We start from the raw sequence: 25318 nt of genomic DNA on the forward strand, positions 1-25318 counted from the left end.
CCAGTATGTTTTATCCCCCATTGGAAAGGGTTTTATATCATGGCTGAAACAAAAGAGTACCAGAAGATGAAAGATATATATGGCTCGCTTGTCTTTGACCAGAAGGAGATGAAGCAGCGCCTGCCGCAGGATGTCTTTGAAAATCTTGTCGGAGCGATGGAGGGACGGCAGAAGCTAGATTCCGGCATCGCCGACACGGTGGCGCTCGCGATGAAGGACTGGGCGGTCAGCAAGGGCGCAGACCATTGGGCCCACTGGTTCCACCCGCTCACCGAGCTGACGGCGGAGAAGCATACCGCCTTCCTTACCGCCGACGAGAACGGCAACCCGCTGAACTCTTTCCGCGGCAAGGATCTCATGCAGAGCGAGCCCGACGCCTCCTCGTTCCCCTCAGGCGGCACGCGCAGCACCTTTGAGGCGCGCGGCTATTCCGCCTGGGATCCGACAAGCCCTGCCTTCATCATTCGTTCACGTAAGGGCGGCACGCTCTGTATCCCCTCGGTTTTCATCGCCTATGACGGCTCGCCTCTCGACCTCAAGACGTTCCTACTCCGTTCGATGCAGGCTGTCGAGAGCCGCGCCATGAAGATGCTGAAGCTCTTCGGCAACCGCGGCGTGCGCTACGTGCACGCGACGGTCGGCGGCGAGCAGGAATTTTTCCTCCTCGACCGTCCCCGCGCACAGAAACGCCCCGACATCCGCTTCTGCGGCCGCACCCTCGTAGGTTCGCCGCCGCCGCGCGACCAGAAGATGGAGGACCACTATTTCGGCGCGATCCCCACACGCGTCCTCTCATATATGGAGGACGTCCAGCGAGACCTTGCGCGCCTCGGCGTCGATCTCGCGACGCGCCACAATGAAAACGCGCGCTGCCAGTTTGAGTTCGCGCCGCAGTTTACCGAGGCCAACCTCGCCTGCGACCAGAACCAGCTGATAATGGAGACGATGCGCAAGATGGCCCGCCAGCATGAGCTGCGCCTCCTCTTCCACGAGAAGCCATTCCATGAAATGAACGGCAGCGGCAAGCACATCAACTTCTCGCTGGAGGACAGCGAGGGGCGCAACCTGCTGAAGCCCTCGACGAACCACAGGAAGAACGTCATCTTCCTCTCGTTCCTCTCGGCCTTCATCCTCGGCGCGGCGAAACACTTCGGCCTGCTGCAGGCCTCTATCTCGACCCCCGGCAACATGTACCGCCTCGGCGGCCATGAGGCCCCCCCCTATATTATCAGCGTTTACCTCGGCGACGCCGTGGCAGGGATGCTGCGCGCGATCGAAGAGGGCGGCGGAGGCGACGGCATGAAGCAGACCAAGGGTACGCTCGACCTCGGACTGCCGAAGCTGCCCGATATCGTGGCCTTTGACAGCGACCGCAACCGCACAAGCCCGCTGGCCTTCACGGGCAACAAGTTTGAATTCCGCGCCCCCGGAGCCTCGCAGGCGATGGCGGTGCCGGTAATGTCGCTGCTCTCCGTCTGGGCCGCCGGACTTGAAGAGTTCCTCACCCTGTTCGAGGAGCACATAAACGGCGGCGAAGACCCCGTCGAAGCGGCGATCAAGACGATCCGCCGGGTATCCGAGATAAACAGGGATATCCGCTTCGAGGGCGACGCCTACACCGGCGGCTGGCACGCCGAGGCGGAGCGCCGCGGACTCGTCAAGGCCCACACGATCCCCGAGGGCATCGACCTCTTTATGGAACCCTCGACGCTGCAGATGCTCGAAGAGCTCGGCGTCTTTTCGAAAAAAGAGATGGAGGCCTTCCATACCATCAAGATGGAGAGCTTCGTAAAGAACATCGAGATAGAGATGTCCGTACTGCGCGACATGGTCTGGGAGGGGATACTTCCCGCCATCTCCAAGCAGCTCATCCTTGAGCGCGACTCCTTCGCCATCGCGGACGGCTTCGGCCTCCCCGGCACCGAGAGCTGGAAGAGGATCATCGTGAAGCTTGCCGAAGCGAAGATATCGCTCATTGAAAAGACCCGCGAACTGGCTGCGCTGCGCGAAAAAATGGCGGCGATGCCGACACGCGCGCACGCCGACGAAATTGTGAATTCAGCCGTCCCACTCATGAAAGAGATCAGGAAGACGGCAGATTCTATAGAGATTTTCCTTTCCGGCGAAAATATGCCTTACCCCAATTACAGGAACCTCCTCTCACTTTCGGCCTAGCGCCGACCCACCCCAAAGGGCTCCCCAGCCAATTCGGCCGGGGGGCCGTTTTTTTACTGATTCTCTTTTGGTTAATATAGTTCAGATTAGACAAGTATTTTTACTTAAATCAATGTTATAATTAATGCTAGAATAAATATTCAGAATTAATTACTATCCTACAAGATGTAGTGAGGCCTTTTTGTCGTTTAATTTAGAAACGCAAAAACGCAAAATAAAGGGGGTATCTATATGCTGAACAATGAACCTGAACTGCAGAAACAGTATGGGTTGTTTATCAATGGAGAATGGCGGCCGTCTAATGACGGGAAATACTTTAAGACCCATTGCCCGGCTAACGGGCATACGCTGGCCGAATGTGCGGAGGCAACGCGGGAAGACGTAGACCTTGCCGTAAGTACGGCTTGGGAGGCATGGAAGAGTTGGAAAGACGTCGCCCCGGCCAAAAGGGCTGATCTTCTGCTCAAGATCGCCGACGTGATTGACGCAAACAAAGAACATCTCGCGATGGTAGAATCGCTCAACAACGGCAAACCGATCCGTGAGACGATGGCCATCGACGTTCCCTTCTCGGCGGACCACTTCCGCTATTTCGCGGGAGCGGTGCGCACCGAGGAAGGCAGCGCGGCGATGCTCGACGAGAACACCATGTCGATAATTCTCCGCGAACCGATCGGCGTCGTCGGACAGATCGTACCATGGAATTTCCCCTTCCTCATGGCGGCCTGGAAGCTCGCGCCGGTGCTCGCGGCGGGCTGCTGCACGGTATTCAAACCTTCGAGCCTTACTCCGCTCTCGGTGCTGGAGCTTGCGCGCCTCATCGGCGACATCCTGCCGCCCGGCGTCTTCAACGTCGTCACCGGCAAGGGCTCCAAGGCCGGACAGTTCATGCTGGAGCACGAGGGGTTCAGGAAACTGGCCTTTACCGGCTCGACCGACGTCGGCGGAAGCGTGGCGAAGGCGGCGGCGCACCGTCTGATACCTTCAACGCTGGAGCTCGGTGGCAAATCGGCGAACATCTATTTCCCCGACTGCAAATGGGACATGGCGATGGACGGACTGCAGCTCGGCATCCTCTTCAACCAGGGACAGGTCTGCTGCGCCGGTTCGCGCGTCTTCGTACATGAGGATATCTACGACCGGTTCATACACGACGCCGTGGAGGCCTTCAACGGCATCAAAGTCGGCATGCCGTGGGAGACCGAGACCCAAATGGGCAGCCAGATAGACAAAAACCAGGTCAAAAAGATCCAGGCCGCCGTCGATATGGGCGTCGAAGAGGGAGCACGCATCGCCTGCGGCGGACATCCCATCACCGAGGGAGATTTCGCGAAGGGCTCCTTCTATGCGCCGACGCTGCTGGTCGACGTGACGAACGACATGAGAGTGGCGCAGGAGGAGATCTTTGGCCCCGTCGCCTGCGTCATCAAATTCAAGACGGAGGAAGAGGTCGTAGCGATGGCCAACGACAATACCTACGGCCTCGGCGGCGCCGTCTGGACGCGCGATATCAACCGCGCGATAAGGGTCTGCCGCGGCATTGAAACTGGACGTATGTGGGTCAACACCTATAACTCAATACCGGCCGGCGCGCCCTTCGGCGGCTACAAGGCAAGCGGCATTGGGCGCGAGACACACAAGGTGATACTCGAGCACTACACACAGATGAAAAACATCATGATAAACCTCAGCGAGTCGCCAAGCGGCTTCTACCCGCAGGGTTAAAAGGTTAAAAACTAAATAAAAACTAAAATACAAGCTCCTCCGCCTGCTTGAGGCGGGGGAGCTTGTATTTTGTCCTTAAAACAGAAAAAAGTTTTATAATAACTACTGTGCTATTATAAAAAGAGAGAGTTAATTTAAAGAATGGGATGGTGAACACCCTATGCCCCTTACAGAAAGAGCCGTGTCCATGCTGGGAGCAATATTTTCTTCGTTAAAACACCGGGACTTCCGTATCTTCTGGATCGGGCAGTGCGTCTCGTTAATGGGAACCTGGATGCAGCGCACGGCGCTCATATGGCTCGTCTACACGATGACCGATTCGCCATTCCTCGTCGGACTCGTCGGCGTCGCGCAGTTCCTGCCGATGCTGCTCTTCACTCTCTTTGCGGGCGCGGTCGTGGACCGTTTCCCAAAACGTAAGATATTGATCGTAACGCAGTCGCTGCTGATGCTGCAGGCCTTCGCGCTGGCAATGCTGGCCTTCTTCAACTCCGAGCAGTACTGGCAGCTGCTCTTGCTCTGCGCCTTTCTCGGCATCACGACGACGATCGACATGCCGGCGCGCCTCTCGTTTTTCGCCGACCTGGTCGGCAAAGAGGATGTCATGAACGCCGTTTCGCTGAACTCATCGATCGTCAATCTCGCGCGCATCATCGGCCCCGCCGTCGCGGGGATCGTAATGATGAAATTCGGCGCGGCCGTCTGTTTCCTCATCAACGCGCTGAGCTTCCTCGCCGTCATCTACAGCCTGACGCGCATCGAGACGAAAGACAGCGTCGCCCCTCCCCAAAAGAGGAATATGTTGGAGGAGGTCAAAGAGGGGCTGGCCTATATCAAAAATGACGAAACTCTCTATCTCAACGCCGTCTTTCTCGCCATCGTCAGTACCTTCGCGATGAACAGCGAGGTCATCATCCCCGTATTTGCCAAGACCGTCCTCGGCATGGGCGCGGGAGCCTATACGAAGCTGCTGTCCGCGGCGGGCGCGGGATCGCTTGCCGGAGCCGTCACGATGGCCTCGCTCTCCAAAAAGGGTGTCAGAAAATGGATACTTCTCGTGGGAGCCGCCGCGACCCTTTCGGTACAGGTACTGATGGCGATCGCCTGGAACTATGCGCTGGCGCTGCTTTTCGTGGCGATGATCGGCTTCTTCAACCTCGTTTTCCTCAACGCGGGAAACTCCATCTTCCAGGTCTATGCGCCCGACAAATACCGCGGCCGCGTGATGAGCGTCTATTCCTTCCTCACCCAGGGCTCGCTGCCGGTCGGCAACTTCTTCGCCGGCACCGCGATGCAGGCGTTCGGAGGCTGGGCCGGCTATCCCGCCTGCGGCCTCACGGCCTTCATCTGCCTCGCGCTCTTCATGGGAAATAAAAAAGAGGTTGTGAAAGGCTGGTTCCGCGCCGCAAGCCTCCAGGAGTGAGAAGACATCACCTTATCGCTCGCTTAGCTCAGCAAGCGACGTTTCCATAAAAAGAAAGCGTGACAGAGAAACCCACCGCGCTTTCATATTATTCACCGACAGTGCGCCTATGCAAGCAGCCCTGCCACATCTATTCACGCGGTGAGACCGCGGAGATATTTCTTTATCAGGCTCATGCTCTGTGAATCAATCTCAACCTTTCCCCTGCTGATACACCATTCGACCTCACATCCTCTGGCTATTATAGTCAGGTCGCGAATTGTCTGTTCCGTATCAACCTCTTCGGGAATCTCTCCCAGTTTTTTTCCCTCCGCTATCATTTCCCTCAATATCGAAAAAAACTCTCTCCCGGAATCAAGCATAGAATCGCTGACAGAGCTGTCCCTAAGGATATACTGATAAAAGACGGAGAGAAAATCCCTGCCTATGTCGGCGATAAGCTCTACGGTGTTGCACATAAATAGTTCGATCTTTTCAATAGAGCATTTACCAGCACATTCCGGACCGCATATAATGTCACGATAATATTCCCTGTACTGTTCGTCAAGTGTTCTATATGTGACGACCATAATGCCTTGTTTATTTTTGAAATGATGATAAAAGGCTCCGACGGAGGTTCCGGAAGCGGCAACGATATCATTGACCGTAACCTCCTCAAAGCTCTTCTCCGTAAAAAGTTTTGCAGCCGTTTCGTAAATATGCCTGCGCGTCTGCTCCGCCTGGTTTTTTCTTTTATTGCCTTTTTTGTACATTTGTCTGTCCTCATCAATATGAAACTATCAAAAGAATTTTTCCGAAAAACATGGTTTTATTGTATCAGCACCGCATACATAAGTCACTTTCTTCTTAAAATTATAATAATTCATTGGCCTAATATTACATCTAATAAATTTATTAGACAGCTATTGACTGTTCTTTAATATTTTTATATCATTTTATACAGAATTAATTCTGCGAATTTATTCTAAGAACTAATTCTACTTAATCCTTATCCATATTTTTATATAAAGGTGTGATGGAAGAATGGTATCTGAGATCTTCAACGCGGTATGGCTCTATCTTGTAGTCTTAGTCATCATTTTATTGGTATTGGCGCAATGCGTGGTCTTTATGCGCAAGGCTTGGAGGCGGGCGCTGGGATTGGGAATCTCCGAGGCACAGTTAAAAAATACCCTCGTCTCGGGGATCAGTATCAGCATCATGCCAACGCTGCCCGTGCTGATCGTATTTCTCGCTCTGACACCGCTGCTGGGATCTCCCCTGCCCTGGCTCAGGCTCTCGGTCATCGGCTCCGCACAGTATGAGTCTTATGCGGCAAGCGTAGCCCTGCAGAGCGTGGGCGAGAAACTTATCCCCGGCGGTTACTCGCTGAAAGGCTGGATATCCGCCGCCTGGGTAATGACTATCGGCGGCAGCGCCTGCGTACTCTGGTCGTCTCTCGCGATAAAGCCTATATCTTTAATGTACGAGAAGATTGAGGCGAAGATGGACAAGCGTTTCGTTTACGCGATCGGCGGCGGAGCATTGTCGGGCGTGATGGCCTTTGTAACGGTCGCCTTTGGATTAAGCGCAGTTTCTACTAACGGGGTGGTCTTTGGCGTCAGCTTTGCCTTCGGCGCGTTTCTCGTCCTGCTCCAACGCAAACGTCCGGAGAGTAAATGGATCGGCGAATATCTCATGACTATCAGTATGCTCGTAGCCATGGCTGCGGCCTGTATAATATTCTAAGGGGGTCTTAAAGATGGAATCAAGGGCGTCTTTCAACAGCTGGGTGCATAAATTTGGTATTTCATCGAGCCTTTTCCTATTTGTTCTGATGTCGGCATTCCCGGTACTGATAAGCTTCTATTACGGCGTTTGGCCCAACCTGGCGCAGCTATGGCCGGCGGCGATCGCGGTGATACTTTTCATGGCTCCCTGGTGGCCTGCGGAAACGGTCGGCTATATGTCGGTCATGGGGCCTGGCGCGTTATATATGTCTTATATCACCGGCAACGTCACAAATCTTAGAATGCCGGCGACGGTGGGGACAATTAACTCTTTAGAGATAGAGCCGGGAAGCGACGCCTGTCATACGATGGCTATCATCGTATGCGGCGCATCCATCATTACAACGGTGCTTATCGTCGCAGTCGGCGTGCTCATTGCCATTCCGTTAAAACCTCTCTTAGAATCTCCCGCCATACAACCGGCATTTAAGTATGTCGTACCGGCTATATTCGGTGGGCTTGTCGCTCAAACCATACTAAAAACAGGCAAATCGGTGTCGTTCTTTATCATCGGCGTCATACTTTGTCTCATCTTTTGCTTCTTCACAAAAATAAACAGCGCATACTATATGCTGATCGTTCTTGTTTTTTCAATACTACTCTATCTATGCGATTACAAATTTTCAAAAAATTAACAAAAAGCTCCCTATAAAACCATAACGAATTGGAGGATCACATCATGGAAAATTACAAAAAGATCAAATGCGGAAAACTCTATGACGGCATACAGGCAAAGCTCCAGGAAGAGATGGAAATACTGGTCTGCGGAAAATATATAAAGGAAGTCGGACATAATCTTCCATGTCCCGAAGGTACAGAGGAAATAGACCTCTCGCACCTCTCGGTAACTCCTGGAATGATAGACGCGCATGTCCATCCGCAGTTTTTCAGCTGGCGTGATTTGTATAAAGATGTGATTTTCAACTCCGACGGATACCGCGCGCTGGCAACATACCATACCGCAGAAAAGGCCCTGCACGGCGGTTTTACAACGATACGTTCCATCGGGTGGTTCAGAGAGTCATATGAACTTGACGTAAAGCGGGCCATCAGCGAAGGGTACCTGCCAGGAGCGCGTATGGTGGTGGCGGCACATATCCTTGCCAGCTCAGGCAGCCACGGAGATATGTCGCAGGTAGTGCGCAGCCACCCACAGCTAAGCGATTTTCTGGAAAGCACCTATGTCGGCACGGGAAACGGACCCGATTTTTTCCAGGCCGCTGTCCGCAGAGAGAAGAAGATAGGCGGAGATTTTATTAAAATAATGGCGACAGGCGGTTTTGCCACGCCAAACGACGATCCTGACGATATACAGATGAGCGACGGTGAATTCAAGGCAGTCTTCGATACGGCAAAAGAGCTTAAAATACCAGTCACCGCGCATGTTTATGGGACAAGACTGATGCAAAAGCTGATCGGGTTCGGCATTACAGGAATGGAACACGGCTCTCTCATGGATAAAGAGACGGCAAAAATGTTCGAAGCGACGGGAACTTATCTGGTTCCCACCTTCTGTCCATACCAGGACGCCATAGAAGGCGACGAAGAGAGTATGTCGATGAAATCTCCCGAGTTCTGCCGTAAGCTCCATTTCTATCAGGAACGCCTGCGCAGGGGAAGAGAGGCCATACTTGAGAGCAATATCAAACTAGGATACGGAACGGATCTCGTCGCCGTCCACGAAAGCTACGAAAGCGGCTGGGAATACAGCGCCTGGCTGAGAAGCGGCGCAGACCCCTTCCGCGCCCTCCAAGCCGCCACAAAAAACAACGCTGAAATCTGCGGCATAGAAAAAATCGCCGGAACGATCGAAAAAGGTAAATACGCGGACATATCAGGCTGGGGCAGGGACCTTCTTAAAGATGAAAATGCTCTGCGGGACTGCTCTTTTGTAATGAAGGAGGGAAAGGTCTACCAAGCGGAAAGCTATGTCGATCTTTAAGCAGCTTTCGGTCAAATTTTAATCTGTACGGCGTAAGCCCAAAACCAAAAGGTGCTTCGGCATGACCATCTTATGCCGAAGCCCTTTCTCGATTTCCGTGGGAAGATAACAAGTTTGTGATCGATCCGCGCTGACAGCCGGCGCGCGGTACTTTCTGGCGCAATTTCTTCAGCTTAGCCTCTAAGCAAGCAGCCTTTCCGCGTTGCCGTGCAGCAGCGCCTCTTTTTCCTCCAAGGAGAGCCCCGTCTGCGCGATCAGCTTTTCATATCTTGCCAAGCCGAGTATCGGCCAATCCGAGCCGAACAATATTTTGTCCCCCGCGCCTATCGCGAATATCGCGTTAAGTATTTTGGGTTCATATAGCCAGGGCCAGGCGGCGGTGTCAAAACAGGCGTTCGACGTCAGCAGGCGCATCTCGGGCATCGCGGTGAAGGCCCAGAGGCCGCCGCCGAAGTGCGCGAAGACTACGCGCGTCAGCGGAAAATTGCGGCAGAAGGCCGCCGCCTCGCGCGCGCCGTAGGCTCCCTTGCCGGCATATTGATGGCCGGCCTGCTCCGCGGTGTGAAACAGGACAAATTTGTTATATTCGCCGCAGATGCCGCAGATCTCCCGCAGCTGCTCCGCGCACGAAAGGTCGAAGCTCTGTCCGTCGGAAAAAAGCTCGCCCAGCCCTGCGGCGCCGAGGTCAAAGGCGCGCCGCGCCTCCGCCGCCGCGCCGGGCCGCGTCGGAGAGACGACGGCCAGCGGTAGGATACGCCCGGGAAAACGGCGCGCCGCATCGAGGACGTAATCGTTCATCTCGCGGCAGAGCCCCTGATCCCGGAAAGCAAAGGTCGTGGCAAGCGCGCTCTCGACGCCGCTCTCGTCCATCGCCGCCACCAGCTCCTCCGCCGTGCCCCATTTCTGCACCTTAGAGGCGGTCAGCAGTTCAAACCATGGTTCGCGGGCGGCGATCTTGTCGCGCTCTTTTTTAAGAAATTCGGGATATATGTGTACGTGGGAATCGATTATCTTCATAGTCGCTTACTCTCTCTCTTCATGTGCTCCTATGGGGAAGGATATTATCGCGCTCTCTCTGCCGCTTATATAGTGATCCGTTATCGCCCGTTCTGCGGCTTCCGGATCGCCTTTTGCGATAGCAGCGATAATTACCTCGTGTTCTCTGACCATCTTGCTGGTGAAAATTTTATTCTCATACATCATATTTCTTAGAGAACGCACTTCATTCCAGAGATCGAAAAGACGGGATACTAATAACTTGTTATGATAATTTTCATATAGTTTTCTATGAAAATTATCGTTGGCGCGGGCCATCCCTTCGAGGTCGTTTTCTTTTATGTGGCTTTGCAGTTCTTGGTTTATGGTATTGAGAGACACCATATCAACAATAAACGGCATTTTTGCGAGCTCTTTGACCAGATAGGTTTCAAGGACTTGGTGTATCTCTGAAACTTGCAGGTATTCGTGAAGGGTAAGATTGCGGACCGAATACCCTACCTTTGGTCTATAAACTGCAATTCCCTCCGCGATAAGTTTCTTCAGCGCCTCTCGGATGGGAGTCTGGCTTATGCCAAATTCTTTTGCGAGAAAATCTATGTTGATATGCGCGCCAGGCATTAGTTTGTTTTCCTGTATGAGGCTTCTGATTTTATTGGCGGCCTGGTCGGCAAGAGATATTTTGGGCAATGTTTTTCCTCCGCATTCAGCATAGATATACGTTATCATCGATACCTATTTTAGCATAGAGCATTATATCGCTAAAAATGGCCGCAGGAAAATTTTCCTACGGCCAGGCCACTTTATAAACGCTTGTATTTTCTTTTTAAAGGATATTTTTATAGGTAGATCCTCTTTGGATAATGAGTTTTATGTTGTCTCTTACGGTAATAGATTCTGCATTTTTCAAAGGATTTCCGGCAACAAGTATCAGATCTGCCTCTTTGCCAACTTCAAGTGTACCTATTTTTTTATCAAGTTTCATGAGCCGGGCGTTTTCTCTAGTCGCGGAAATGATAGCCGCTTTCGCACCCATAACTTTAGCCTTCAATCCTATTTCCATATTTTTATGATATTGCCCATCACCCACTACATCAGATCCTGAGCCAATATCAAGGCCGGCGTTCACGGCATGATGTACCGCCTCCAGGGCGTTTTCGCGCACCATCTTCATCTTGCGAAGAAAGTATGCCGGAATGCCCAGCTCTTCGCCATGCTCGCTCATGTAAAAATATGTGGTAAGGGTAGGTACCAGCCAACAGCCTCTTTCCTTCAAGTAACGCGCTGTCTCTTCATTAAGATAGTTGCCATGTTCGATGCTGTAAACGCCGGCGTCGGCACACATCTTCATACTGTTGTTCGAGTAGCAGTGAGCCAGAACTTTTTTGTTCGCCGCGGCAGCCTCGTGTACAACGGCTTTCATTTCGTCGATTGTATACTGAGTTGTGTCCGGTTCATCAGCCTGGCTGGCACAACCGCCGCCTGCCATTATTTTTAGATGGTCGACACCCTGTCGAAGCTGTTCGCGGGCAACCTTTTGAACTTCTGCAACACCGTCCGCGATCACTGCTGAAAAAGGTGATATCGCCGGCGCTGAGAGTTCCGTGGAGTAACGCATGTCGGCATGCCCGCCGGTCATTGATATGGACTTTCCACAGACGGTCAGCCGCGGCCCGGGTACAAGCTTCTGCTCAACGGCTACTCTGAAACCGGCATCTGCGCCTCCGGCATCACGCGCGGTCGTAAATCCTTGGTCAAGCGTATCTTTTAGTACCCTTAACGCCTTTACATAGTGCATCGCAGGGTAGTCCCGCCGATGCAGATTGCCAAGGTCGTTATCAAAAAGGCTCAAGTGAATATGAGCGTCGATAAGCCCGGGCATCAGCGTCATGCCGCGGCAGTCGACTTTTTCTGCGCCGGAAAATGCCGGGGCCGTGCCCTCACCGATCTCTTTTATAGTTTCATCTTCCGTTACAAGCCAGCCGTTATCACATGGCTCATTGCCGGTACAATCAAAAATCTGCGCGTTATAAAATAGTTTTGTAACCATTTCCGTCTCCTCCACGTATACGTTTTAAGCGGCGCTACGTTTTTGAAATAAACAGAGCACTAGGATAGAACAAATCACCGCCGGAAGTACAGAGGGATATGTAACTGCAAAACCCCAGCCCTGTTTTTTTAGAACTTCCATCACAAGAGTGACTACACCGCCGGCAACCATGGAACCAAGACCGCCAAGCTTCGTCACCCTTTCAGGACATACGACCGCCGCCACAAGCGCAGGCGATATCGCGGCTCCATACATCGTGTAGGCATACATCTGAAGGGCAAGGATATTCGGGAAGTATTTGATCATTATATATCCCAGGACGCCAAGCCCAAGGACACAGATTCGAGAAACCTTCAGCATCTTCTTCTGATCCGCATTACGGTCAAAATAGCGTGCGTATAGATCCCAACTCGTGCTTACGCCTATAGATAACAGGAAAGAATTTGCTGTAGTCACTATAAATGCCGCGACCGCCGCCACCGATATCCCCCCTATGAACATTGGCATCCCATGCTGGGCAAGGTAGATAAAGGCCTGTGCCGGTTTAATATCCGGGTAAAGGGCGCGCGAGGTAATCGCCGCTATCGATACGATTATTCCAATCAGCAGCGTCAGCAGCGACCACCACAGGCCGCCCTTTAATGCCGTGTCTTCGTCTTTAGCGGCAAAGAAACGCTGGTACATATTCTGATCGCCCATAAGATAGACGAACGTCGGAAGGAAAAATCCCAGCACCTGTACAAAAGAGAGATTTCCAAATCCCATATGTCCCTCCGGAAGACGGGCGATAACCGCAGAAAACCCTCCCGCATTGCATACGGCTAAAGGGACACCGATGAGAAGCCCTACCATTATCATCAAGCAACTGATGAAATCCGTATACGCCACCGAGTAAAGTCCACCGAAAAGCGACGTCGCGATAATTACCACGAATGCGATTATCGTTCCCGTTTCAACAGAGATTCCCAATGTGGACTGCAATAAGGTACCTACGCCTAAAAATTGGTAGGCGACAACGCCAAGGTAGGCAAGAAGTATGATTATCGTTGAAATAAACCTCGCCTCAGCTCCATATACCTTTTCAATGACCTCCGGTACCGTCTGCGCGTTCTGGCGGCGAATTTTTTTCGATATAAAAGTGAGAATAAGCTGGCCTATCGGAGAAGCAAGCGAGAAGGCGATAGCAACACCGAAACCAAATTGGTAGCCGAGAGAATTTGCGCCCCCCATCACCGTGCCGGCGCCCATCCATGTGGCAATGAGCGTGCCGACAAGCACATAAACGGGAAGAGAACGGCCCGCTACGGCATAGTCCTCCTGGTTCTTAACTCTTTTTGCAAGATAGACGCCTAAAACAGATATAAACACAAGGTAAATAGCGACGCAATAGAAAGCAAAACTTGGACCTGAATTTTCCACAATACATACCTCCTATTCATTTTTATACCTTTTTAAAGGAATTTGTGTCCTTTCTATCCTCCTTTCAAAAATATAAAATATGGTTATATATAAATCATATAGGATTTTTATTAATTCAAATACTATTGTTAAATAACTTCTTTGTCAATAGTAAAAGTTAAAATTTTACTCTTAATTTTTTGAATATTTCTATGACATAACGAACATTCATATTCGCGCCGCACCCCGCCGCTTACTTTCCGGAACTTGTTTAGGTATGATATTCTATCCAGGTGGAGGAACTTTACTAAAGAAGGGAGCCTGTGGCGATGGCGGAAAGTAAAAGACAGATGTCCGATTCACTGAGGGTGGCGATGCTGCTCGCGCTTGCGGGCGGTTTTCTCGACGCCTATACCTACGTGACGCGCGGCGGCGTCTTTGCCAACGCGCAGACCGGTAATATCGTTCTCTTCGGTATAAATCTCTTCGAGGGAAATTTCATCGCGGCCAAAGATTATCTGGTGCCGATTTTCGCCTTTTTTATCGGAATAATCATCGCGGAGATGATAAAGAGCCGCTTTCGCAGTAACCGCGCCCTCCACTGGCGGCAAATCGTCGTCTTGATCGAATTTGCCGTGCTCGCCGCGGCGGCCTTCATGCCGCAGGCTTACAACACCTCGGTGAACGCCCTCATCTCCTTCGTCTGTTCTTTGCAGGTGGAGAGTTTCAGAAAGGTCAAGGGCAGCCCGTTCGCCACGACTATGTGCACGGGGAACCTGCGCAGCGCCACCGAGCATCTCTACAACTATCACAAAAGCCATGACCGCGAGGCGCTGAAAAACAGCGGCCGTTATTTTCTCGTGATCGCCCTCTTCACGGCGGGGGCCGGCATCGGCGCGGTGGTCTCCAAATTGTTTCATTTCCAGGCGGTCCTCTTTGCCGCGTCGCTGCTGCTGACGGCGGCGATCATTATGACAAAGGACCCTGAGTCGGCCAATATCTGACCGGCGGCACGCAGCAAAAAAGCGCACCCCTTACGGGATGCGCTTCATTTTGTTCTCGGTTAAAAGATCTTACTTCAGTTCGACCTTTGCGCCGGCCTCTTCGAGCTTCTTCTTTATCTCTTCGGCCTCTTCCTTCGCTACGGCTTCCTTGATCGTCTTGGGGGCGCCGTCGACCATCTCCTTGGCTTCCTTCAGTCCAAGGCCGGTGATCTCGCGGACAACCTTGATGACGCCGATCTTGTTCGCGCCGTGCTCGGCGAGGACTACGTCAAATTCGGTCTTCTCTTCCTCTGCGGGAGCCGCGGCGCCGGCTGCGGGCATGCCGCCCATGGGCATCATCATCGCGGGAGCGGCCGCGGAGACGCCGAACTTCTCTTCGAGTTCCTTAACGAGCTCTGAAAGCTCGAGTACTGACATTTCGCTGATAGCCTGGATGAGTTCTTCACGTGTCATTGTTGTTTCCTCCTAAAATTTTTCGTAATTTAAATTTTTTATGCTGCCAGACGGCCTATGCCGCCCGTGGTACTATGCCGCTGATTCTTTCTGTTCCTTGATCCTCTCGAGGACTGTGACAAAATTCCTCTGGGGACCGGAGAGCACGGTAACGAGACCGCGAAGCGGAGCCGCGATGGTGCCCACGACCTGAGCGATGAGCGTCTCCTTTGAGGGAAGGTCCGCGAGAGCGAAGACCTGATCCTTCGTGAGGACCTGCTGTCCTCCGAGGATGGCGCCTTTGATGACAAGAGCTTCGTTGCCCTTCTCCTTGGAGAAGTCGCGGATCACCTTGGCAACCGCCGCCGCGTCGCCGTAGGAAAGGACATAGCCGTTGGGCCCGAAGTCGATCTCGGAAGCCTGGACCATGCCGCATTCGCTGAGGGCTATGCGCATAAAGGTGTTTTTGCAGACCTTCATCTCACCGCCGGCCTGACGGATGAGTTTACGCACCGCGCTTATCTTCTTGACTGTCAGTCCGCGGTATTCGGTGATGAAGACTGCGTCGCTCCTTTTGAGAGCCTCTGCCAGCATATCGATATTTTCACGTTTTGCTTGTGTCGGCATTTCTGTTTCACCTCCTGATGATTATATTGTGTTATTCGGAAATGCCGTCTGATCCGGCGCGCAAAGCGCGGCCAAATAAAAAGGCTTCCGAACCCAAGCAAGTCCGGAAGCCATAATAACTGTCATATATACAGAATTATTCTTCGCGAGACCTCGGCAGGAAATTAAGCGCAAAGGCACCTGCTGTCTTGAGCCATAGCGAGTGAATTATACTTGCTGCGCCATATTTTGTCAAAACATTTTTCCGGACACCAAGCACCGTATATATCCGTATACCCCAGGGTTATTATAATATTTACGCACCTCCGTCAAACAGCTTAATATACTGTAAATCTATAGTATTACGGATATTTCAGCGGCATCACATAAAACAACTTGACATATACCACAGAGGGGTATATAACAAATATACCTAATAGGGGTATTTACTACAAGGGGGCCGTGAGATGAAAAATAAAGAAAATTGCGCCTGCTGCGAGAAGATGACCGAGCGCACCGAAGAAGAGCGTAAAAAACTGATCCACCGCCTCAACCGTATCGAGGGACAGATACGCGGAATTCGCGGGATGGTCGAAAAGAGCGTCTACTGTACGGATATTCTTGTACAGTCGGCGGCGGTGACGGCGGCGGTCAACGCCTTCAATAAAGACCTGCTGGCCAGCCACATCCGCAACTGCGTGGCGAGGGATATCCGGGCGGGAAAGGACGAGGTCATCGACGAGCTGGTCGCAACCCTGCAAAAGTTGATGAAATAGGCGGGCGAAGGCGCTTGGATTTTATAAAGAGAGATCGGGGAGGTTTTGATAGATGAGACAATATACGGTAACCGGGATGAGCTGCGCGGCCTGCAGCTCCCGTGTAGAAAAGGCCGTTTCGAAGGTACCGGGGGTGACCTCCTGTTCCGTGAGCCTGCTGACCAACTCCATGGGAGTGGAGGGCACGGCCTCCGACGAAGAGATCATCGCCGCCGTCCGCGAAGCGGGATACGACGCCGCGCCCAAGGGCGGGGAAACGAGCCGAGGCGCGGCGGAGGGAGCGGAGGATGAGGCGCTGAAAGACCTGGAGACGCCGGCGCTGAAAAGACGCCTGATCGCCTCGCTGGGCTTTCTCGCCGTACTGATGTACCTCTCCATGGGACATATGATTTGGGGATGGCCGCTGCCATCCTACCTCGGCGACAACCATGTTGCGATGGGGCTGGCGCAGCTGCTGCTGACCGTCGCCGTCATGGTCGTCAACCAGAAGTTCTTCATCAGCGGCTTCAAAAGCCTGTGGCACAGGGCGCCCAACATGGACACCCTCGTCGCGCTCGGCTCAGCGGCGGCCTTCGTCTACAGCACGGCGGCGCTCTTCGCGATGACGGCGGCGCAGGCCAGGGGCGACGCCGCGGGAGTTATGGCTTACATGCACGAATTCTGGTTTGAGGCCGCGGCGATGATCCTCGCGCTGATCACTGTCGGCAAGATGCTTGAGGCCCGCTCCAAGGGCCGGACGACCGACGCCCTCAAAGGGCTGATGAAGCTGGCCCCCAAGACGGCGGTACTGCTTAAGGACGGCGTGGAGACCTCCGTCCCCATCGAACAGGTAAAAAAAGGAGATATCTTCGTCGTGCGCCCGGGAGAGAACATCCCCGTGGACGGCGTGGTTCTGGAGGGCGGCGGCGCCGTCAACGAATCGGCGCTCACCGGCGAAAGCATACCAGTCGATAAGGCACCCGGCGACCGCGTCTCCGCCGCGACGCTGAACCAGTCGGGGTTCATCAAATGCGAGGCGACGCGCGTCGGCGAGGACACGACGCTCTCGCAGATCATTCAGATGGTCAGCGACGCGGCGGCGACAAAAGCCCCCATCGCCAAGATCGCGGACCGGGTCTCCGGCGTATTCGTTCCCGTCGTCATCGGTATCTCCGCCGTCACAACCGCCGCCTGGCTGCTCGCGGGAGAGTCGGTGGGCTTCGCGCTGGCGCGCGGCATCTCCGTACTCGTCATCAGCTGCCCCTGCGCGCTGGGGCTCGCAACGCCCGTGGCGATCATGGTGGGCAACGGTATGGGCGCGAAAAACGGCATCCTCTTCAAAAACGCCGCCTCTCTCGAGGAGGCCGGCAAGGTGCGGATCGTGGCGCTCGACAAGACCGGCACCATCACCTCCGGCGAACCGAGGGTGACGGACATCATTCCGGCTCCCGGCTACGGCGAAGACGAGCTGCTGCGCCTCGCCGCCGCGCTGGAACAGAAGAGCGAGCACCCGCTGGCACGGGCGGTGCTGCGGGAGACCGGCGAGCGGAAGATCGCCGCGGCAGAGGTCTCCGACTTTCGGGCGCTGCCCGGAAACGGGCTGGCGGCGACGCTTGACGGCAGCGCCCTGTTGGGCGGCAATTATAACTTCATCAGCAGGCAGGCCACAGTCTCCGGCGAAATGAAGGCACAGTCCGAGCGGCTCGCGGAAGAGGGCAAGACGCCGCTCTTCTTCAGCAAAGACGGCGCGCTGGCCGGTATCATCGCCGTCGCCGACACCATCAAAGAGGAAAGCGCGAGAGCGGTCGGCGAGCTGAAAAATATGGGCATCCATGTGGTGATGCTCACCGGCGACAACGAACGCACCGCGCGGGCTATCGGCGGCGAGGCCGGAGTCGACGAGGTGATCGCCGGCGTACTGCCGGATGGCAAAGAGAGCGTGATCCGCCGCCTGAAAGAAAAGGGCGCTGTCGCTATGGTGGGAGACGGCATCAACGACGCCCCAGCCCTCACAAGGGCGGATATCGGCATCGCCATCGGCGCCGGTACCGACGTCGCCATCGACGCGGCGGACATCGTTCTGATGAAGAGCCGCCTTACAGACGTTCCGGCGGCGATCCGGCTGAGCCGGGCCACCCTGCGGAATATCCACGAAAACCTCTTCTGGGCCTTCATCTACAACATCATCGGCATTCCGCTCGCGGCGGGGATCTTCATCTCCCTGCTTGGCTGGAAGCTGAATCCGATGTTCGGTGCGGCCGCGATGAGCCTTTCCAGCTTCTGCGTCGTCACCAACGCGCTGCGGCTGAATTTCTTCAAAATGTACGACGCGGGTAAGGACAAAAAGATAAATACAGACCATAAAAAATCAAAGGAGCGGATAACTATGGAAAAGACGATTAAAATCGAAGGTATGATGTGCGGCCACTGCGAGGCCACAGTCAAAAAAGCGCTGGAGGCGCTGCCGCAGGTTGAGGCGGCAAAGGTGGACCACACCGCCGGCACCGCCGTGGTGACGCTGAAGGACGATGTGGAGGACGAAGTCCTCAAAAAGGCGGTCGAGGATAAGGACTATAAGGTGGTATCGATACAGTAACGGCAATGCCCCGGCAAAACTGGGGTTCTGAAAGGGAGGGGGAAAACGCCAACGGCGTATCTCCCCCTTTTTACTATTACGTATACCGCGGCCTTTCCAGCCTCAGAATACAAACTGCACCAGCAGCATATAGGCCGCCGTGCCACCGGCGATCGAGAGCAGCATGGCCCGCTTCCAAAAATGGAGCGCGGTGACGACGGCGATTGATATCGCCTCAGGGACACCGTACGTTCCTAAAAAGAGACTTACCTCTTTGAGGAGGCGGCTTTCTGCGCCTCTCTCTGGCCTCCGCCGCCTCCATGCGGGAGCTTGAAGAGGGGCTGCGGATAATCGCCGCTTATATGCGATAATTATATAGAGAGCGATGATAAAAAGATGGGAGGATGGCAAATGCTGAGGATAGGACTTGCGCAGATAGAGGTAAAACTCAGGGATCGCGAGGAAAACTTTAAAACCGTTGAGAGGTGGATGGAGAGGTATCATACCCCCTCTGACACTGAGACGATCGTCGTGCTGCCGGAGATATTTGACGTCGGATACGTCATCGGCGAGGCCGGGAGATACGCTGACCGCGGCGCGGCGCAGGCGGCGGAGTTTTTAGGCGGCCTCGCGCGGCGCTATAATGTCTGGTTCGCCGGCGGCTCGGTCCTCGCGATGACCGAAGAGGGGGCGGTCAACCGCGCGCTTCTTATCAACCCGCAGGGCGAGTATCTCGCGCATTATGACAAGGTCCATCTCGTGCCGATGATGGACGAGGAAAAATACCTGCGTGCGGGCTCCGCGCCGGGACTTTTTGAGATAGGCGGCGTCAAGATAAACAACGTGATCTGCTACGATCTGCGTTTCTGTGAGTGGCTGCGTATGGGCGCTCTCGCCGGCGCGCAGCTCTGTCTGGTCTCCGCCGAATGGCCCGTATCAAGGATAGAACACTGGAGCACGCTGCTGCGCGCGCGGGCCATTGAAAATATGATGTTCGTCGCCGCCTGCAACATGGTCGGCGCCACTGAGGCCGACGACTTCGGCGGACGCTCCGCGGTGGTCGACCCCTGGGGCAGAACGCTCTATGAGGGCGGCGAAGGGGAAGAGGGGGCCTTTATCTGCATCGAACCACGGGAATCCGACGAGATCAGGGGCTATATCAAAGCCTTTGATATGCGACGTCCGGAGCTTTATCGGCTATAATATCACCGTTTATTTTTAAAACTTGGAGGTTTTCGCTGTGAAGAAAATAATCGCGCTGTTCCTATCCGTCCTTCTGCTGGCCTTAGCCTCGGCCGCCTTTGCGAAACCGGCGGTGACGGATTTCAGAAACAACAATTACGATTACTCAACGATCAAGACCGTCCTCGTCCTGCCAGTCATCTACGATGTCTCCATTCCGCAGTCGGAAGCCTTCCTCAAAGAGGCGGCGGAACAGAGATGGCAGGAGCAGACTCTGAAAAAGCAGGATCGTCTCCCATTTCTATTAAAAACGCCTAAGGACGTCGTCGACCGCGCGGCCTTCATCAGCGGTCAGCCCGCCGAACCGATGACGCCGCAGCAGACCGCGGAGAGGGCTCTCGTGCTTGCCGCCGACCAGGTAGACGCGATCCTCACATGCACGGTCACCAAATGCGGCATCGGCGTTTTAAAGCATCCCGGCGAGTATGTGACCAAGTACAGGTACGTCGACGAGCCGATCTGGCGTAACAACCGCTGGGAACACCAGAGGGTACAGGTTCCCTATCAGGAGTACAAGGAACCCTGGGAGGAAAACATCACACAGGGGGCGGTGAAGGTGGAGCTGCGCTCCGCGAAGGACAACGTCCTCATATACGGCGAGACGGTCGCGGCCAACACCGGCGCGGATCTCTTTACGGAGGCGCCCACTCTGACGAAGCATATACAGAACATCATTGAAAACGCCGCGAAGCGCATCCCGGTGAAATAATACTGGTCCACGCTCCACAGTCGCTGCTATAGGGAGGTTTTCCAGTGCAGTGTCCATATTGTAAAAAGGAGATGACCGCCGGCACCCTCTACGGCGATACATACCGGATGAAATGGCTGCCGCGGAAGAGGGGGCTTTTTCTAGGTATCTGGGCCTTCGGCGGCTGCGGCGTCGGCCGGGGCGGATTCTTTACCCGCGCCAGCGTCCGCGCCCATTTCTGTGATTCCTGCAAAAAACTCGTTATCGACGAACATCCGCGGGAGGTAAAACTATGAGATGCCCTTTTTGCGGCGCGGAGATGGAGGAGGGCCGCCTGATCGGAAATAAATTCAAGATGAAATTTATGCCCGACGATAAAGGTCTCCTGCTTGGCATCTGGGCAATGGACGGCATTCCATTGGGCAAGAAGTCCTTCCCGGGACGCGCGGTGATCCCCGATACCTGGCGGTGCGAAAGGTGCGGTAAATATATCATTGATATCGCCGGCGGCGAAAAGAAGGCGAAAGAGACGGCATAAGATCGTTTCCGCATCATAAAAATTGTTTCAACTACTTACTACGACACACAAAAAGCGGCCCGTTCTGCTAAAGAACGGGCCGCTTGTAAGTTTGCCTTTAACGCGGTGAGGGTTACTCCGCCGCTGCCTCTTTCTGAGCCTGGACCGCATCTATCTGGATGCCCACGCCCATCGTGGAGGTGATGGTGATGCCCTTTATGTATGTGCCCTTAACCGCTGCGGGACGGGCTTTGATGACTGCGCGGAGGAGCGTCTTAACGTTGCCCATGAGGTTCTCCACGGGGAACGAGGCTCTTCCGACAGCATTGTGCGTGATAGCTGTCTTGTCAACGCGGAACTCGACACGGCCCGCCTTGATCTCTTTGATAGCATCGGCAACATCGAATGTAACGGTATTAGTCTTTGCGCTCGGCATCAGGCCGCGGGGTCCGAGGACCTTACCGAGGCGTCCAGCCGACTTCATTATATCCGGTGTGGCGATTACTGCATCGAAGTCAAGTCTGCCGTTCTGGATCTCTGCAACCAGATCTTCGCCGCCGACGATGTCCGCGCCTGCATCCTGAGCTTCCTTCTGCTTGTCACCGAGCGCCAGCACTGCGACTTTCTTTGTGTGGCCGGTTCCGAAGGGAAGGACTATTGTGCTGCGTACCTGCTGGTCTGCATGACGGGGATCAACGCCCAGACGAATATGGAGTTCGAGGCTTTCATCAAATTTTGCGGTCGCGCATTCTTTCGCGAGCGCTACTGCCTCAGAGAGGGGATACTGCTTTGTAAGATCAACTTTTTCGAGCAGCGCCTTGTAACGTTTTCCTTTTTTTGCCATTTTATTTTCCTCCTTGTGGTAATGTCGGATATCCTAAAAGAGATCCTCCCACTCCTGAAAGCGTCTTTCAGGATTAAAAGTTCGAATTAGCGAACTATTTCGATACCCATTGAGCGCGCGGTGCCTTCGATCATCTTCATTGCCGCTTCGATGTCGTTGGCGTTGAGGTCGGGCATCTTAAGAGCCGCGATGTCCTGCACCTGCTTCTTCGTCAGCTTGCCGACTTTGTCCTTGTTGGGGACGGAAGAACCCTTTTCCTTGCCGGCGGCCTTCTTGATAAGAACGCTTGCGGGCGGGGTCTTAAGTATGAATGAGAAGCTGCGGTCCGCGTAGACGGTGATGACAACGGGAATTATCATGCCGACCTGGTCGGCCGTCTTGGCGTTGAACGCCTTGACGAATTCCATGATGTTGATTCCGCGCTGACCGAGCGCCGGGCCAACCGGCGGAGCCGGTGTGGCTTTTCCTGCGGGAAGCTGAAGTTTGAGCTCCCCTATTACCTTCTTAGCCATAGTGATGTTTCCTCCTTAGGTTAAAGCCTCTCCCGCCGTGGGGCGAGGCTGTTATTCGGTTTTCAATGTGCGTGCTGCGGAAGATCGTTGTAGCGGGGGCGGCCTCTATATCTTTTCGAGGTCGTTGTAGTCCGCCTCCACGTCTGTCTCTCTGCCGAAGGCCGTAATCCGGAATTTTATCTTTGCTTTGTCCGCGTCGACGTCGACGACAGGGCCGCTGCTTCCAGCAAACGGACCGGTCTTCATCTGTATCATATCGCCGACCTTGAAATCCACCTCTACCTTCGGCTTGGCCTCTTTGCCGAGCTTCTGCATGATATCTTCAGCCTCTTTAGGCGAAAGGGGGATGGGGTGGTTTCCGGAACCGACAAAGCCCGTTACTCCGGGAGTGTGGCGAACGACATACCAGGACTGATCTTCGAGTATCATTTCGACAAGGACATAGCTTGGGAAGACCTTCCTCTTAACGCGTTTGGTCTTTCCCTCTTTTATGGTCACCTTTTCCTCAACGGGAACAAGGACACGGAAAATCCTGTCTTCCATGCCCATCGTCGCTATACGCTGATCGAGGTTTGCCTTGACCTTATTCTCATAGCCTGAGTAGGTCTGTACTATGTACCAGCGGCGTTCCTGTGTATTTCCAAATAATTCGCTCATGCTTAAAAGAGGACTTACGTCCTCTCCACCTCCAGATTACAGTCGAGATACATCCAATAATATCCGAACATACGCAACTACTGGATAATCTTAGAGAATATTCCAGTCAGAATCAAATCTACCAGCCCGAGATAGGCTGAGGCGACGGCCGTCACGACGATAACAATGATGGTCGAATACCATAACTGCTGTTTTGTGGGCCACGTTACCTTTTTAAGCTCAGCTCTAGATTCCCGGATGTAGTCGAGGACCTTATCCATCAACCCCGACCTCCTCATTTATCGACTTTAGTATATGTTGCAATGCTGCTTCCTGACCGTTTTTAGAGAATAAAAATGGCAGGCCTGGAAGGATTCGAACCCTCAACCCCCGCATTTGGAGTGCGGTGCTCTAACCAGTTCGAGCTACAGACCTGCATGCAGAGGTTATTCTACACTATTTGCATTCTTTATGCAAGGTGTGCTTATCGCAGAACTTGCAGTACTTTTTCTTCTCCAGCTTTTTGGTCGCCTTTTTCTTGTTTACAAGCGTAACATAGTTGCGGCGTTTGCACTCTGTGCACTGAAGACCGATGATGTCAGCCATTTCCATTCACTCCAGACAAATATTAATTTGAAAGGGGCGGCCGCTTTGAGCCGCCCCGCGCATATCTTATTACGCTATGATCTCAGTGACGACGCCGGCGCCGACTGTACGGCCGCCTTCGCGTACTGCGAAGCGAAGTCCTTCCTGCATCGCTATCGGCGCGATGAGTTTGACTTCAAATGTGCTGTTGTCTCCAGGCATTACCATTTCCACTCCCTCGGCAAGTTTGATCTCGCCGGTGATGTCCGTGGTACGGAAGTAGAACTGAGGCTTGTAGCCGCTGAAGAACGGCGTGTGGCGGCCGCCCTCTTCCTTCTTAAGGACGTAAACTTCTCCCTTGAAGTGTGTATGCGGCTTGATGCTGCCCGGCTTCGCAAGAACCTGTCCGCGCTCAACGTCGTCTTTGCCTACGCCGCGAAGGAGGATTCCTACGTTGTCTCCAGCTTCCGCGTCGTCGAGGATCTTGCGGAACATTTCAAGGCTCGTCGCTACGGTCTTGTGGGTGTCTTTGATCCCTACGATTTCAACTTCGTCGCCGGGGTGCACGATTCCCTTTTCTACACGGCCCGTTACGACTGTGCCGCGGCCCGTGATCGTGAAGACGTCTTCGATCGGCATGAGGAACGGCTTGTCTACTTCGCGCTCAGGGGCCGGGATGTAGTCGTCGCACGCCTGCATCAGGTCCATGATCGCCTGGGTCCACTCGTTGTCCTCGTCGCTCTCAAGAGCCTTGAGGCCGCTTCCGCGGATGATGGGAATGTCGTCTCCGGGGAATTCGTATTTGTTGAGGAGGTCGCGGATTTCCATCTCAACGAGGTCGAGAAGTTCGGGGTCGTCTACCATGTCGCACTTGTTCATGAATACGACAAGGGCGGGAACGTTGACTTGGCGGGCGAGGAGAACGTGCTCGCGGGTCTGGGGCATCGGGCCGTCGGCGGCTGAGACTACGAGGATCGCGCCGTCCATCTGCGCGGCTCCCGTGATCATGTTCTTAATGTAGTCGGCGTGGCCCGGGCAGTCGATATGGGCATAGTGGCGCGTCGCCGTCTCGTATTCGACGTGCGCGATGTTGATGGTGATTCCGCGCTCTCTCTCTTCAGGCGCCTTGTCGATCATGTCGAAGGGCGTGAAGTCGGCTCCGCCGTGGCGGGCCAGCGTCTTCGTGATCGCCGCCGTCGTGGTCGTCTTGCCGTGGTCGATGTGGCCGATCGTACCTATGTTGAGATGCGGTTTGCTGCGTACGTATTTCTCTTTTGCCATACTGAAAATCCTCCCTGTATTTGGTTCTACGTTACTTATGCCCCATTGGAGCGCGTATTCATATTCCCACATCAAAAGAGACCCGGGAATCAGAGCCGGATCTCTTCAAAGATATGTAGTGGCATTATAGCGTACAATCTTTTTAATTGCAACACTTTGCGAT

27 protein-coding genes, 1 tRNA gene and 1 other annotated feature are annotated in these 25318 nt (G+C 53.9%); of the genes, 13 read left to right on the forward strand and 15 right to left on the reverse strand.

The genetic code is table 11. From position 1 onward, the window contains the following. Positions 1-39: 39 nt before the first annotated feature. The 3 genes from BED41_RS15805 to BED41_RS15815 all read left to right on the forward strand — a co-directional run bounded on the left by BED41_RS15805 (position 40) and on the right by BED41_RS15815 (position 5323). The gene (locus BED41_RS15805; protein WP_066748571.1) at positions 40-2175 is read left to right on the forward strand and encodes a glutamine synthetase III family protein; all 2136 of its coding nucleotides are present in this window, start codon (positions 40-42) and stop codon (positions 2173-2175) included. Between the two features lie 231 nt (positions 2176-2406). Continuing rightward, entirely contained in the window at positions 2407-3900 is a 1494-nt protein-coding gene (locus tag BED41_RS15810; protein WP_066748574.1) for an aldehyde dehydrogenase family protein, read from the forward strand. A 187-nt stretch (positions 3901-4087) separates the two neighbouring features. Next, positions 4088-5323: an MFS transporter gene (locus tag BED41_RS15815; RefSeq protein WP_229712342.1), complete on the forward strand. Its 1236-nt coding sequence runs from the start codon at positions 4088-4090 to the stop codon at positions 5321-5323. A gap of 134 nt (positions 5324-5457) precedes the next feature. Here the strand turns inward: BED41_RS15815 and BED41_RS15820 are convergent, their stop codons facing one another. After that, a complete protein-coding gene (locus BED41_RS15820; protein WP_066748581.1) occupies positions 5458-6075 on the reverse strand; it encodes a TetR/AcrR family transcriptional regulator in 618 nt (205 codons plus the stop codon). Positions 6076-6346: 271 nt separating this feature from the next. On the opposite strand from BED41_RS15820, the gene BED41_RS15825 reads away from it, so the two are divergent. The 3 genes from BED41_RS15825 to BED41_RS15835 are packed head-to-tail and all read left to right on the forward strand — an operon-like array spanning position 6347 to position 9034. Further along, complete coding sequence (locus tag BED41_RS15825) at positions 6347-7051, forward strand: DUF5058 family protein (protein WP_066748584.1); 705 nt, start codon at positions 6347-6349, stop codon at positions 7049-7051. Positions 7052-7064: 13 nt separating this feature from the next. Then, a complete protein-coding gene (locus BED41_RS16675) occupies positions 7065-7727 on the forward strand; it encodes a hypothetical protein (protein ID WP_066748586.1) in 663 nt (220 codons plus the stop codon). Positions 7728-7771: 44 nt separating this feature from the next. Next, positions 7772-9034, forward strand: coding sequence for an amidohydrolase family protein (locus tag BED41_RS15835; RefSeq protein WP_066748588.1), 1263 nt, complete (start codon positions 7772-7774; stop codon positions 9032-9034). Between the two features lie 180 nt (positions 9035-9214). Here BED41_RS15835 and BED41_RS15840 read toward each other — a convergent pair whose 3' ends face one another. The 4 genes from BED41_RS15840 to BED41_RS15855 all read right to left on the reverse strand — a co-directional run bounded on the left by BED41_RS15840 (position 9215) and on the right by BED41_RS15855 (position 13499). Continuing rightward, positions 9215-10051, reverse strand: coding sequence for an amidohydrolase family protein (locus BED41_RS15840; RefSeq protein ID WP_066748590.1), 837 nt, complete (start codon positions 10049-10051; stop codon positions 9215-9217). Positions 10052-10057: 6 nt separating this feature from the next. Continuing rightward, positions 10058-10720 carry a GntR family transcriptional regulator gene (locus tag BED41_RS15845; RefSeq protein ID WP_066748592.1) on the reverse strand — a complete coding sequence of 221 codons (663 nt, stop codon included), beginning with the start codon at positions 10718-10720 and terminating at the stop codon, positions 10058-10060. A 136-nt stretch (positions 10721-10856) separates the two neighbouring features. Beyond that, positions 10857-12080: a metal-dependent hydrolase family protein gene (locus tag BED41_RS15850; RefSeq protein ID WP_066748594.1), complete on the reverse strand. Its 1224-nt coding sequence runs from the start codon at positions 12078-12080 to the stop codon at positions 10857-10859. Positions 12081-12104: 24 nt separating this feature from the next. Then, a complete protein-coding gene (locus tag BED41_RS15855; protein ID WP_066748597.1) occupies positions 12105-13499 on the reverse strand; it encodes a sodium:solute symporter family protein in 1395 nt (464 codons plus the stop codon). Positions 13500-13807: 308 nt separating this feature from the next. On the opposite strand from BED41_RS15855, the gene BED41_RS15860 reads away from it, so the two are divergent. Further along, positions 13808-14482 carry a YoaK family protein gene (locus BED41_RS15860; RefSeq protein ID WP_066748600.1) on the forward strand — a complete coding sequence of 225 codons (675 nt, stop codon included), beginning with the start codon at positions 13808-13810 and terminating at the stop codon, positions 14480-14482. 69 nt (positions 14483-14551) lie between these two features. Here BED41_RS15860 and rplL read toward each other — a convergent pair whose 3' ends face one another. Both rplL and rplJ read right to left on the reverse strand, forming a co-directional pair. Then, positions 14552-14935 carry a 50S ribosomal protein L7/L12 gene (gene rplL / locus BED41_RS15865; RefSeq protein ID WP_066748603.1) on the reverse strand — a complete coding sequence of 128 codons (384 nt, stop codon included), beginning with the start codon at positions 14933-14935 and terminating at the stop codon, positions 14552-14554. Positions 14936-15007: 72 nt separating this feature from the next. Further along, complete coding sequence (gene rplJ / locus BED41_RS15870) at positions 15008-15541, reverse strand: 50S ribosomal protein L10 (RefSeq protein ID WP_066748606.1); 534 nt, start codon at positions 15539-15541, stop codon at positions 15008-15010. A gap of 67 nt (positions 15542-15608) precedes the next feature. Then, positions 15609-15752: a sequence feature (ribosomal protein L10 leader region), on the reverse strand. 235 nt (positions 15753-15987) lie between these two features. Between rplJ and BED41_RS15875 the strand changes: the two genes are divergently transcribed. Together BED41_RS15875 and BED41_RS15880 are read left to right on the forward strand one after the other, a co-directional pair. Then, positions 15988-16296, forward strand: coding sequence for a metal-sensing transcriptional repressor (locus tag BED41_RS15875; RefSeq protein ID WP_066748609.1), 309 nt, complete (start codon positions 15988-15990; stop codon positions 16294-16296). Between the two features lie 52 nt (positions 16297-16348). Further along, positions 16349-18871, forward strand: a complete 2523-nt coding sequence (locus BED41_RS15880; RefSeq protein WP_066748612.1) for a heavy metal translocating P-type ATPase — start codon at positions 16349-16351, stop codon at positions 18869-18871. Between the two features lie 102 nt (positions 18872-18973). Here BED41_RS15880 and BED41_RS16875 read toward each other — a convergent pair whose 3' ends face one another. Beyond that, on the reverse strand, positions 18974-19354 hold the full coding sequence (locus BED41_RS16875) for a branched-chain amino acid transporter permease (protein ID WP_084002533.1): 381 nt from the start codon (positions 19352-19354) through the stop codon (positions 18974-18976). Between BED41_RS16875 and BED41_RS15885 the strand changes: the two genes are divergently transcribed. The 4 genes from BED41_RS15885 to BED41_RS15900 are packed head-to-tail and all read left to right on the forward strand — an operon-like array spanning position 19262 to position 21318. Continuing rightward, entirely contained in the window at positions 19262-20053 is a 792-nt protein-coding gene (locus BED41_RS15885) for a nitrilase-related carbon-nitrogen hydrolase (protein WP_066748615.1), read from the forward strand. The two genes, BED41_RS16875 and BED41_RS15885, sit on opposite strands and share 93 nt — an antisense overlap. 37 nt (positions 20054-20090) lie before the next feature. Next, positions 20091-20801, forward strand: a complete 711-nt coding sequence (locus BED41_RS15890; protein ID WP_066748618.1) for a hypothetical protein — start codon at positions 20091-20093, stop codon at positions 20799-20801. Positions 20802-20845: 44 nt separating this feature from the next. Continuing rightward, entirely contained in the window at positions 20846-21076 is a 231-nt protein-coding gene (locus BED41_RS15895) for a PF20097 family protein (protein WP_157102386.1), read from the forward strand. Further along, positions 21073-21318 (forward strand): PF20097 family protein, encoded by a 246-nt coding sequence (locus tag BED41_RS15900; protein ID WP_066748623.1) that lies wholly within the window; start codon positions 21073-21075, stop codon positions 21316-21318. The genes BED41_RS15895 and BED41_RS15900 overlap by 4 nt, the downstream gene beginning before the upstream one ends. A gap of 112 nt (positions 21319-21430) precedes the next feature. Here the strand turns inward: BED41_RS15900 and rplA are convergent, their stop codons facing one another. From rplA to tuf, 7 genes are all read right to left on the reverse strand, one after another. Beyond that, positions 21431-22141 carry a 50S ribosomal protein L1 gene (gene rplA, locus BED41_RS15905; protein WP_066748625.1) on the reverse strand — a complete coding sequence of 237 codons (711 nt, stop codon included), beginning with the start codon at positions 22139-22141 and terminating at the stop codon, positions 21431-21433. Positions 22142-22227: 86 nt separating this feature from the next. Continuing rightward, the gene (gene rplK, locus BED41_RS15910; protein ID WP_066748627.1) at positions 22228-22653 is read right to left on the reverse strand and encodes a 50S ribosomal protein L11; all 426 of its coding nucleotides are present in this window, start codon (positions 22651-22653) and stop codon (positions 22228-22230) included. Positions 22654-22758: 105 nt separating this feature from the next. Continuing rightward, positions 22759-23310, reverse strand: coding sequence for a transcription termination/antitermination protein NusG (gene nusG, locus BED41_RS15915; protein ID WP_066748629.1), 552 nt, complete (start codon positions 23308-23310; stop codon positions 22759-22761). Between the two features lie 77 nt (positions 23311-23387). After that, positions 23388-23570, reverse strand: a complete 183-nt coding sequence (gene secE / locus BED41_RS15920; protein WP_066748631.1) for a preprotein translocase subunit SecE — start codon at positions 23568-23570, stop codon at positions 23388-23390. Between the two features lie 76 nt (positions 23571-23646). Beyond that, positions 23647-23724 (reverse strand) — tRNA-Trp (locus tag BED41_RS15925). Between the two features lie 21 nt (positions 23725-23745). Then, positions 23746-23895 carry a 50S ribosomal protein L33 gene (gene rpmG, locus BED41_RS15930; RefSeq protein WP_008708473.1) on the reverse strand — a complete coding sequence of 50 codons (150 nt, stop codon included), beginning with the start codon at positions 23893-23895 and terminating at the stop codon, positions 23746-23748. A 69-nt stretch (positions 23896-23964) separates the two neighbouring features. Then, on the reverse strand, positions 23965-25155 hold the full coding sequence (gene tuf, locus BED41_RS15935; protein ID WP_066743727.1) for an elongation factor Tu: 1191 nt from the start codon (positions 25153-25155) through the stop codon (positions 23965-23967). Positions 25156-25318 lie beyond the last annotated feature (163 nt).

The sequence above is a fragment of the Cloacibacillus porcorum genome (genome assembly GCF_001701045.1).
In the GTDB taxonomy this organism is placed as follows: domain Bacteria; phylum Synergistota; class Synergistia; order Synergistales; family Synergistaceae; genus Cloacibacillus; species Cloacibacillus porcorum.

Excerpts from the sequence above, each read along its gene's own strand:
- BED41_RS15805 (WP_066748571.1), top strand. The coding sequence starts at position 40 with ATGGCTGAAACAAAAGAGTACCAGAAGATGAAAGATATATATGGCTCG.
- BED41_RS15810 (WP_066748574.1), top strand. The coding sequence starts at position 2,407 with ATGCTGAACAATGAACCTGAACTGCAGAAACAGTATGGGTTGTTTATC.
- BED41_RS15815 (WP_229712342.1), top strand. The coding sequence starts at position 4,088 with ATGCTGGGAGCAATATTTTCTTCGTTAAAACACCGGGACTTCCGTATC.
- BED41_RS15820 (WP_066748581.1), bottom strand. The coding sequence starts at position 6,075 with ATGTACAAAAAAGGCAATAAAAGAAAAAACCAGGCGGAGCAGACGCGC.
- BED41_RS15825 (WP_066748584.1), top strand. The coding sequence starts at position 6,347 with ATGGTATCTGAGATCTTCAACGCGGTATGGCTCTATCTTGTAGTCTTA.
- BED41_RS16675 (WP_066748586.1), top strand. The coding sequence starts at position 7,065 with ATGGAATCAAGGGCGTCTTTCAACAGCTGGGTGCATAAATTTGGTATT.
- BED41_RS15835 (WP_066748588.1), top strand. The coding sequence starts at position 7,772 with ATGGAAAATTACAAAAAGATCAAATGCGGAAAACTCTATGACGGCATA.
- BED41_RS15840 (WP_066748590.1), bottom strand. The coding sequence starts at position 10,051 with ATGAAGATAATCGATTCCCACGTACACATATATCCCGAATTTCTTAAA.
- BED41_RS15850 (WP_066748594.1), bottom strand. The coding sequence starts at position 12,080 with ATGGTTACAAAACTATTTTATAACGCGCAGATTTTTGATTGTACCGGC.
- BED41_RS15860 (WP_066748600.1), top strand. The coding sequence starts at position 13,808 with ATGGCGGAAAGTAAAAGACAGATGTCCGATTCACTGAGGGTGGCGATG.
- rplL (WP_066748603.1), bottom strand. The coding sequence starts at position 14,935 with ATGACACGTGAAGAACTCATCCAGGCTATCAGCGAAATGTCAGTACTC.
- rplJ (WP_066748606.1), bottom strand. The coding sequence starts at position 15,541 with ATGCCGACACAAGCAAAACGTGAAAATATCGATATGCTGGCAGAGGCT.
- BED41_RS15875 (WP_066748609.1), top strand. The coding sequence starts at position 15,988 with ATGAAAAATAAAGAAAATTGCGCCTGCTGCGAGAAGATGACCGAGCGC.
- BED41_RS15880 (WP_066748612.1), top strand. The coding sequence starts at position 16,349 with ATGAGACAATATACGGTAACCGGGATGAGCTGCGCGGCCTGCAGCTCC.
- BED41_RS15885 (WP_066748615.1), top strand. The coding sequence starts at position 19,262 with ATGCTGAGGATAGGACTTGCGCAGATAGAGGTAAAACTCAGGGATCGC.
- BED41_RS16875 (WP_084002533.1), bottom strand. The coding sequence starts at position 19,354 with ATGATACCTCTCCATCCACCTCTCAACGGTTTTAAAGTTTTCCTCGCG.
- BED41_RS15900 (WP_066748623.1), top strand. The coding sequence starts at position 21,073 with ATGAGATGCCCTTTTTGCGGCGCGGAGATGGAGGAGGGCCGCCTGATC.
- rplA (WP_066748625.1), bottom strand. The coding sequence starts at position 22,141 with ATGGCAAAAAAAGGAAAACGTTACAAGGCGCTGCTCGAAAAAGTTGAT.
- rplK (WP_066748627.1), bottom strand. The coding sequence starts at position 22,653 with ATGGCTAAGAAGGTAATAGGGGAGCTCAAACTTCAGCTTCCCGCAGGA.
- nusG (WP_066748629.1), bottom strand. The coding sequence starts at position 23,310 with ATGAGCGAATTATTTGGAAATACACAGGAACGCCGCTGGTACATAGTA.
- secE (WP_066748631.1), bottom strand. The coding sequence starts at position 23,570 with ATGGATAAGGTCCTCGACTACATCCGGGAATCTAGAGCTGAGCTTAAA.
- rpmG (WP_008708473.1), bottom strand. The coding sequence starts at position 23,895 with ATGGCTGACATCATCGGTCTTCAGTGCACAGAGTGCAAACGCCGCAAC.
- tuf (WP_066743727.1), bottom strand. The coding sequence starts at position 25,155 with ATGGCAAAAGAGAAATACGTACGCAGCAAACCGCATCTCAACATAGGT.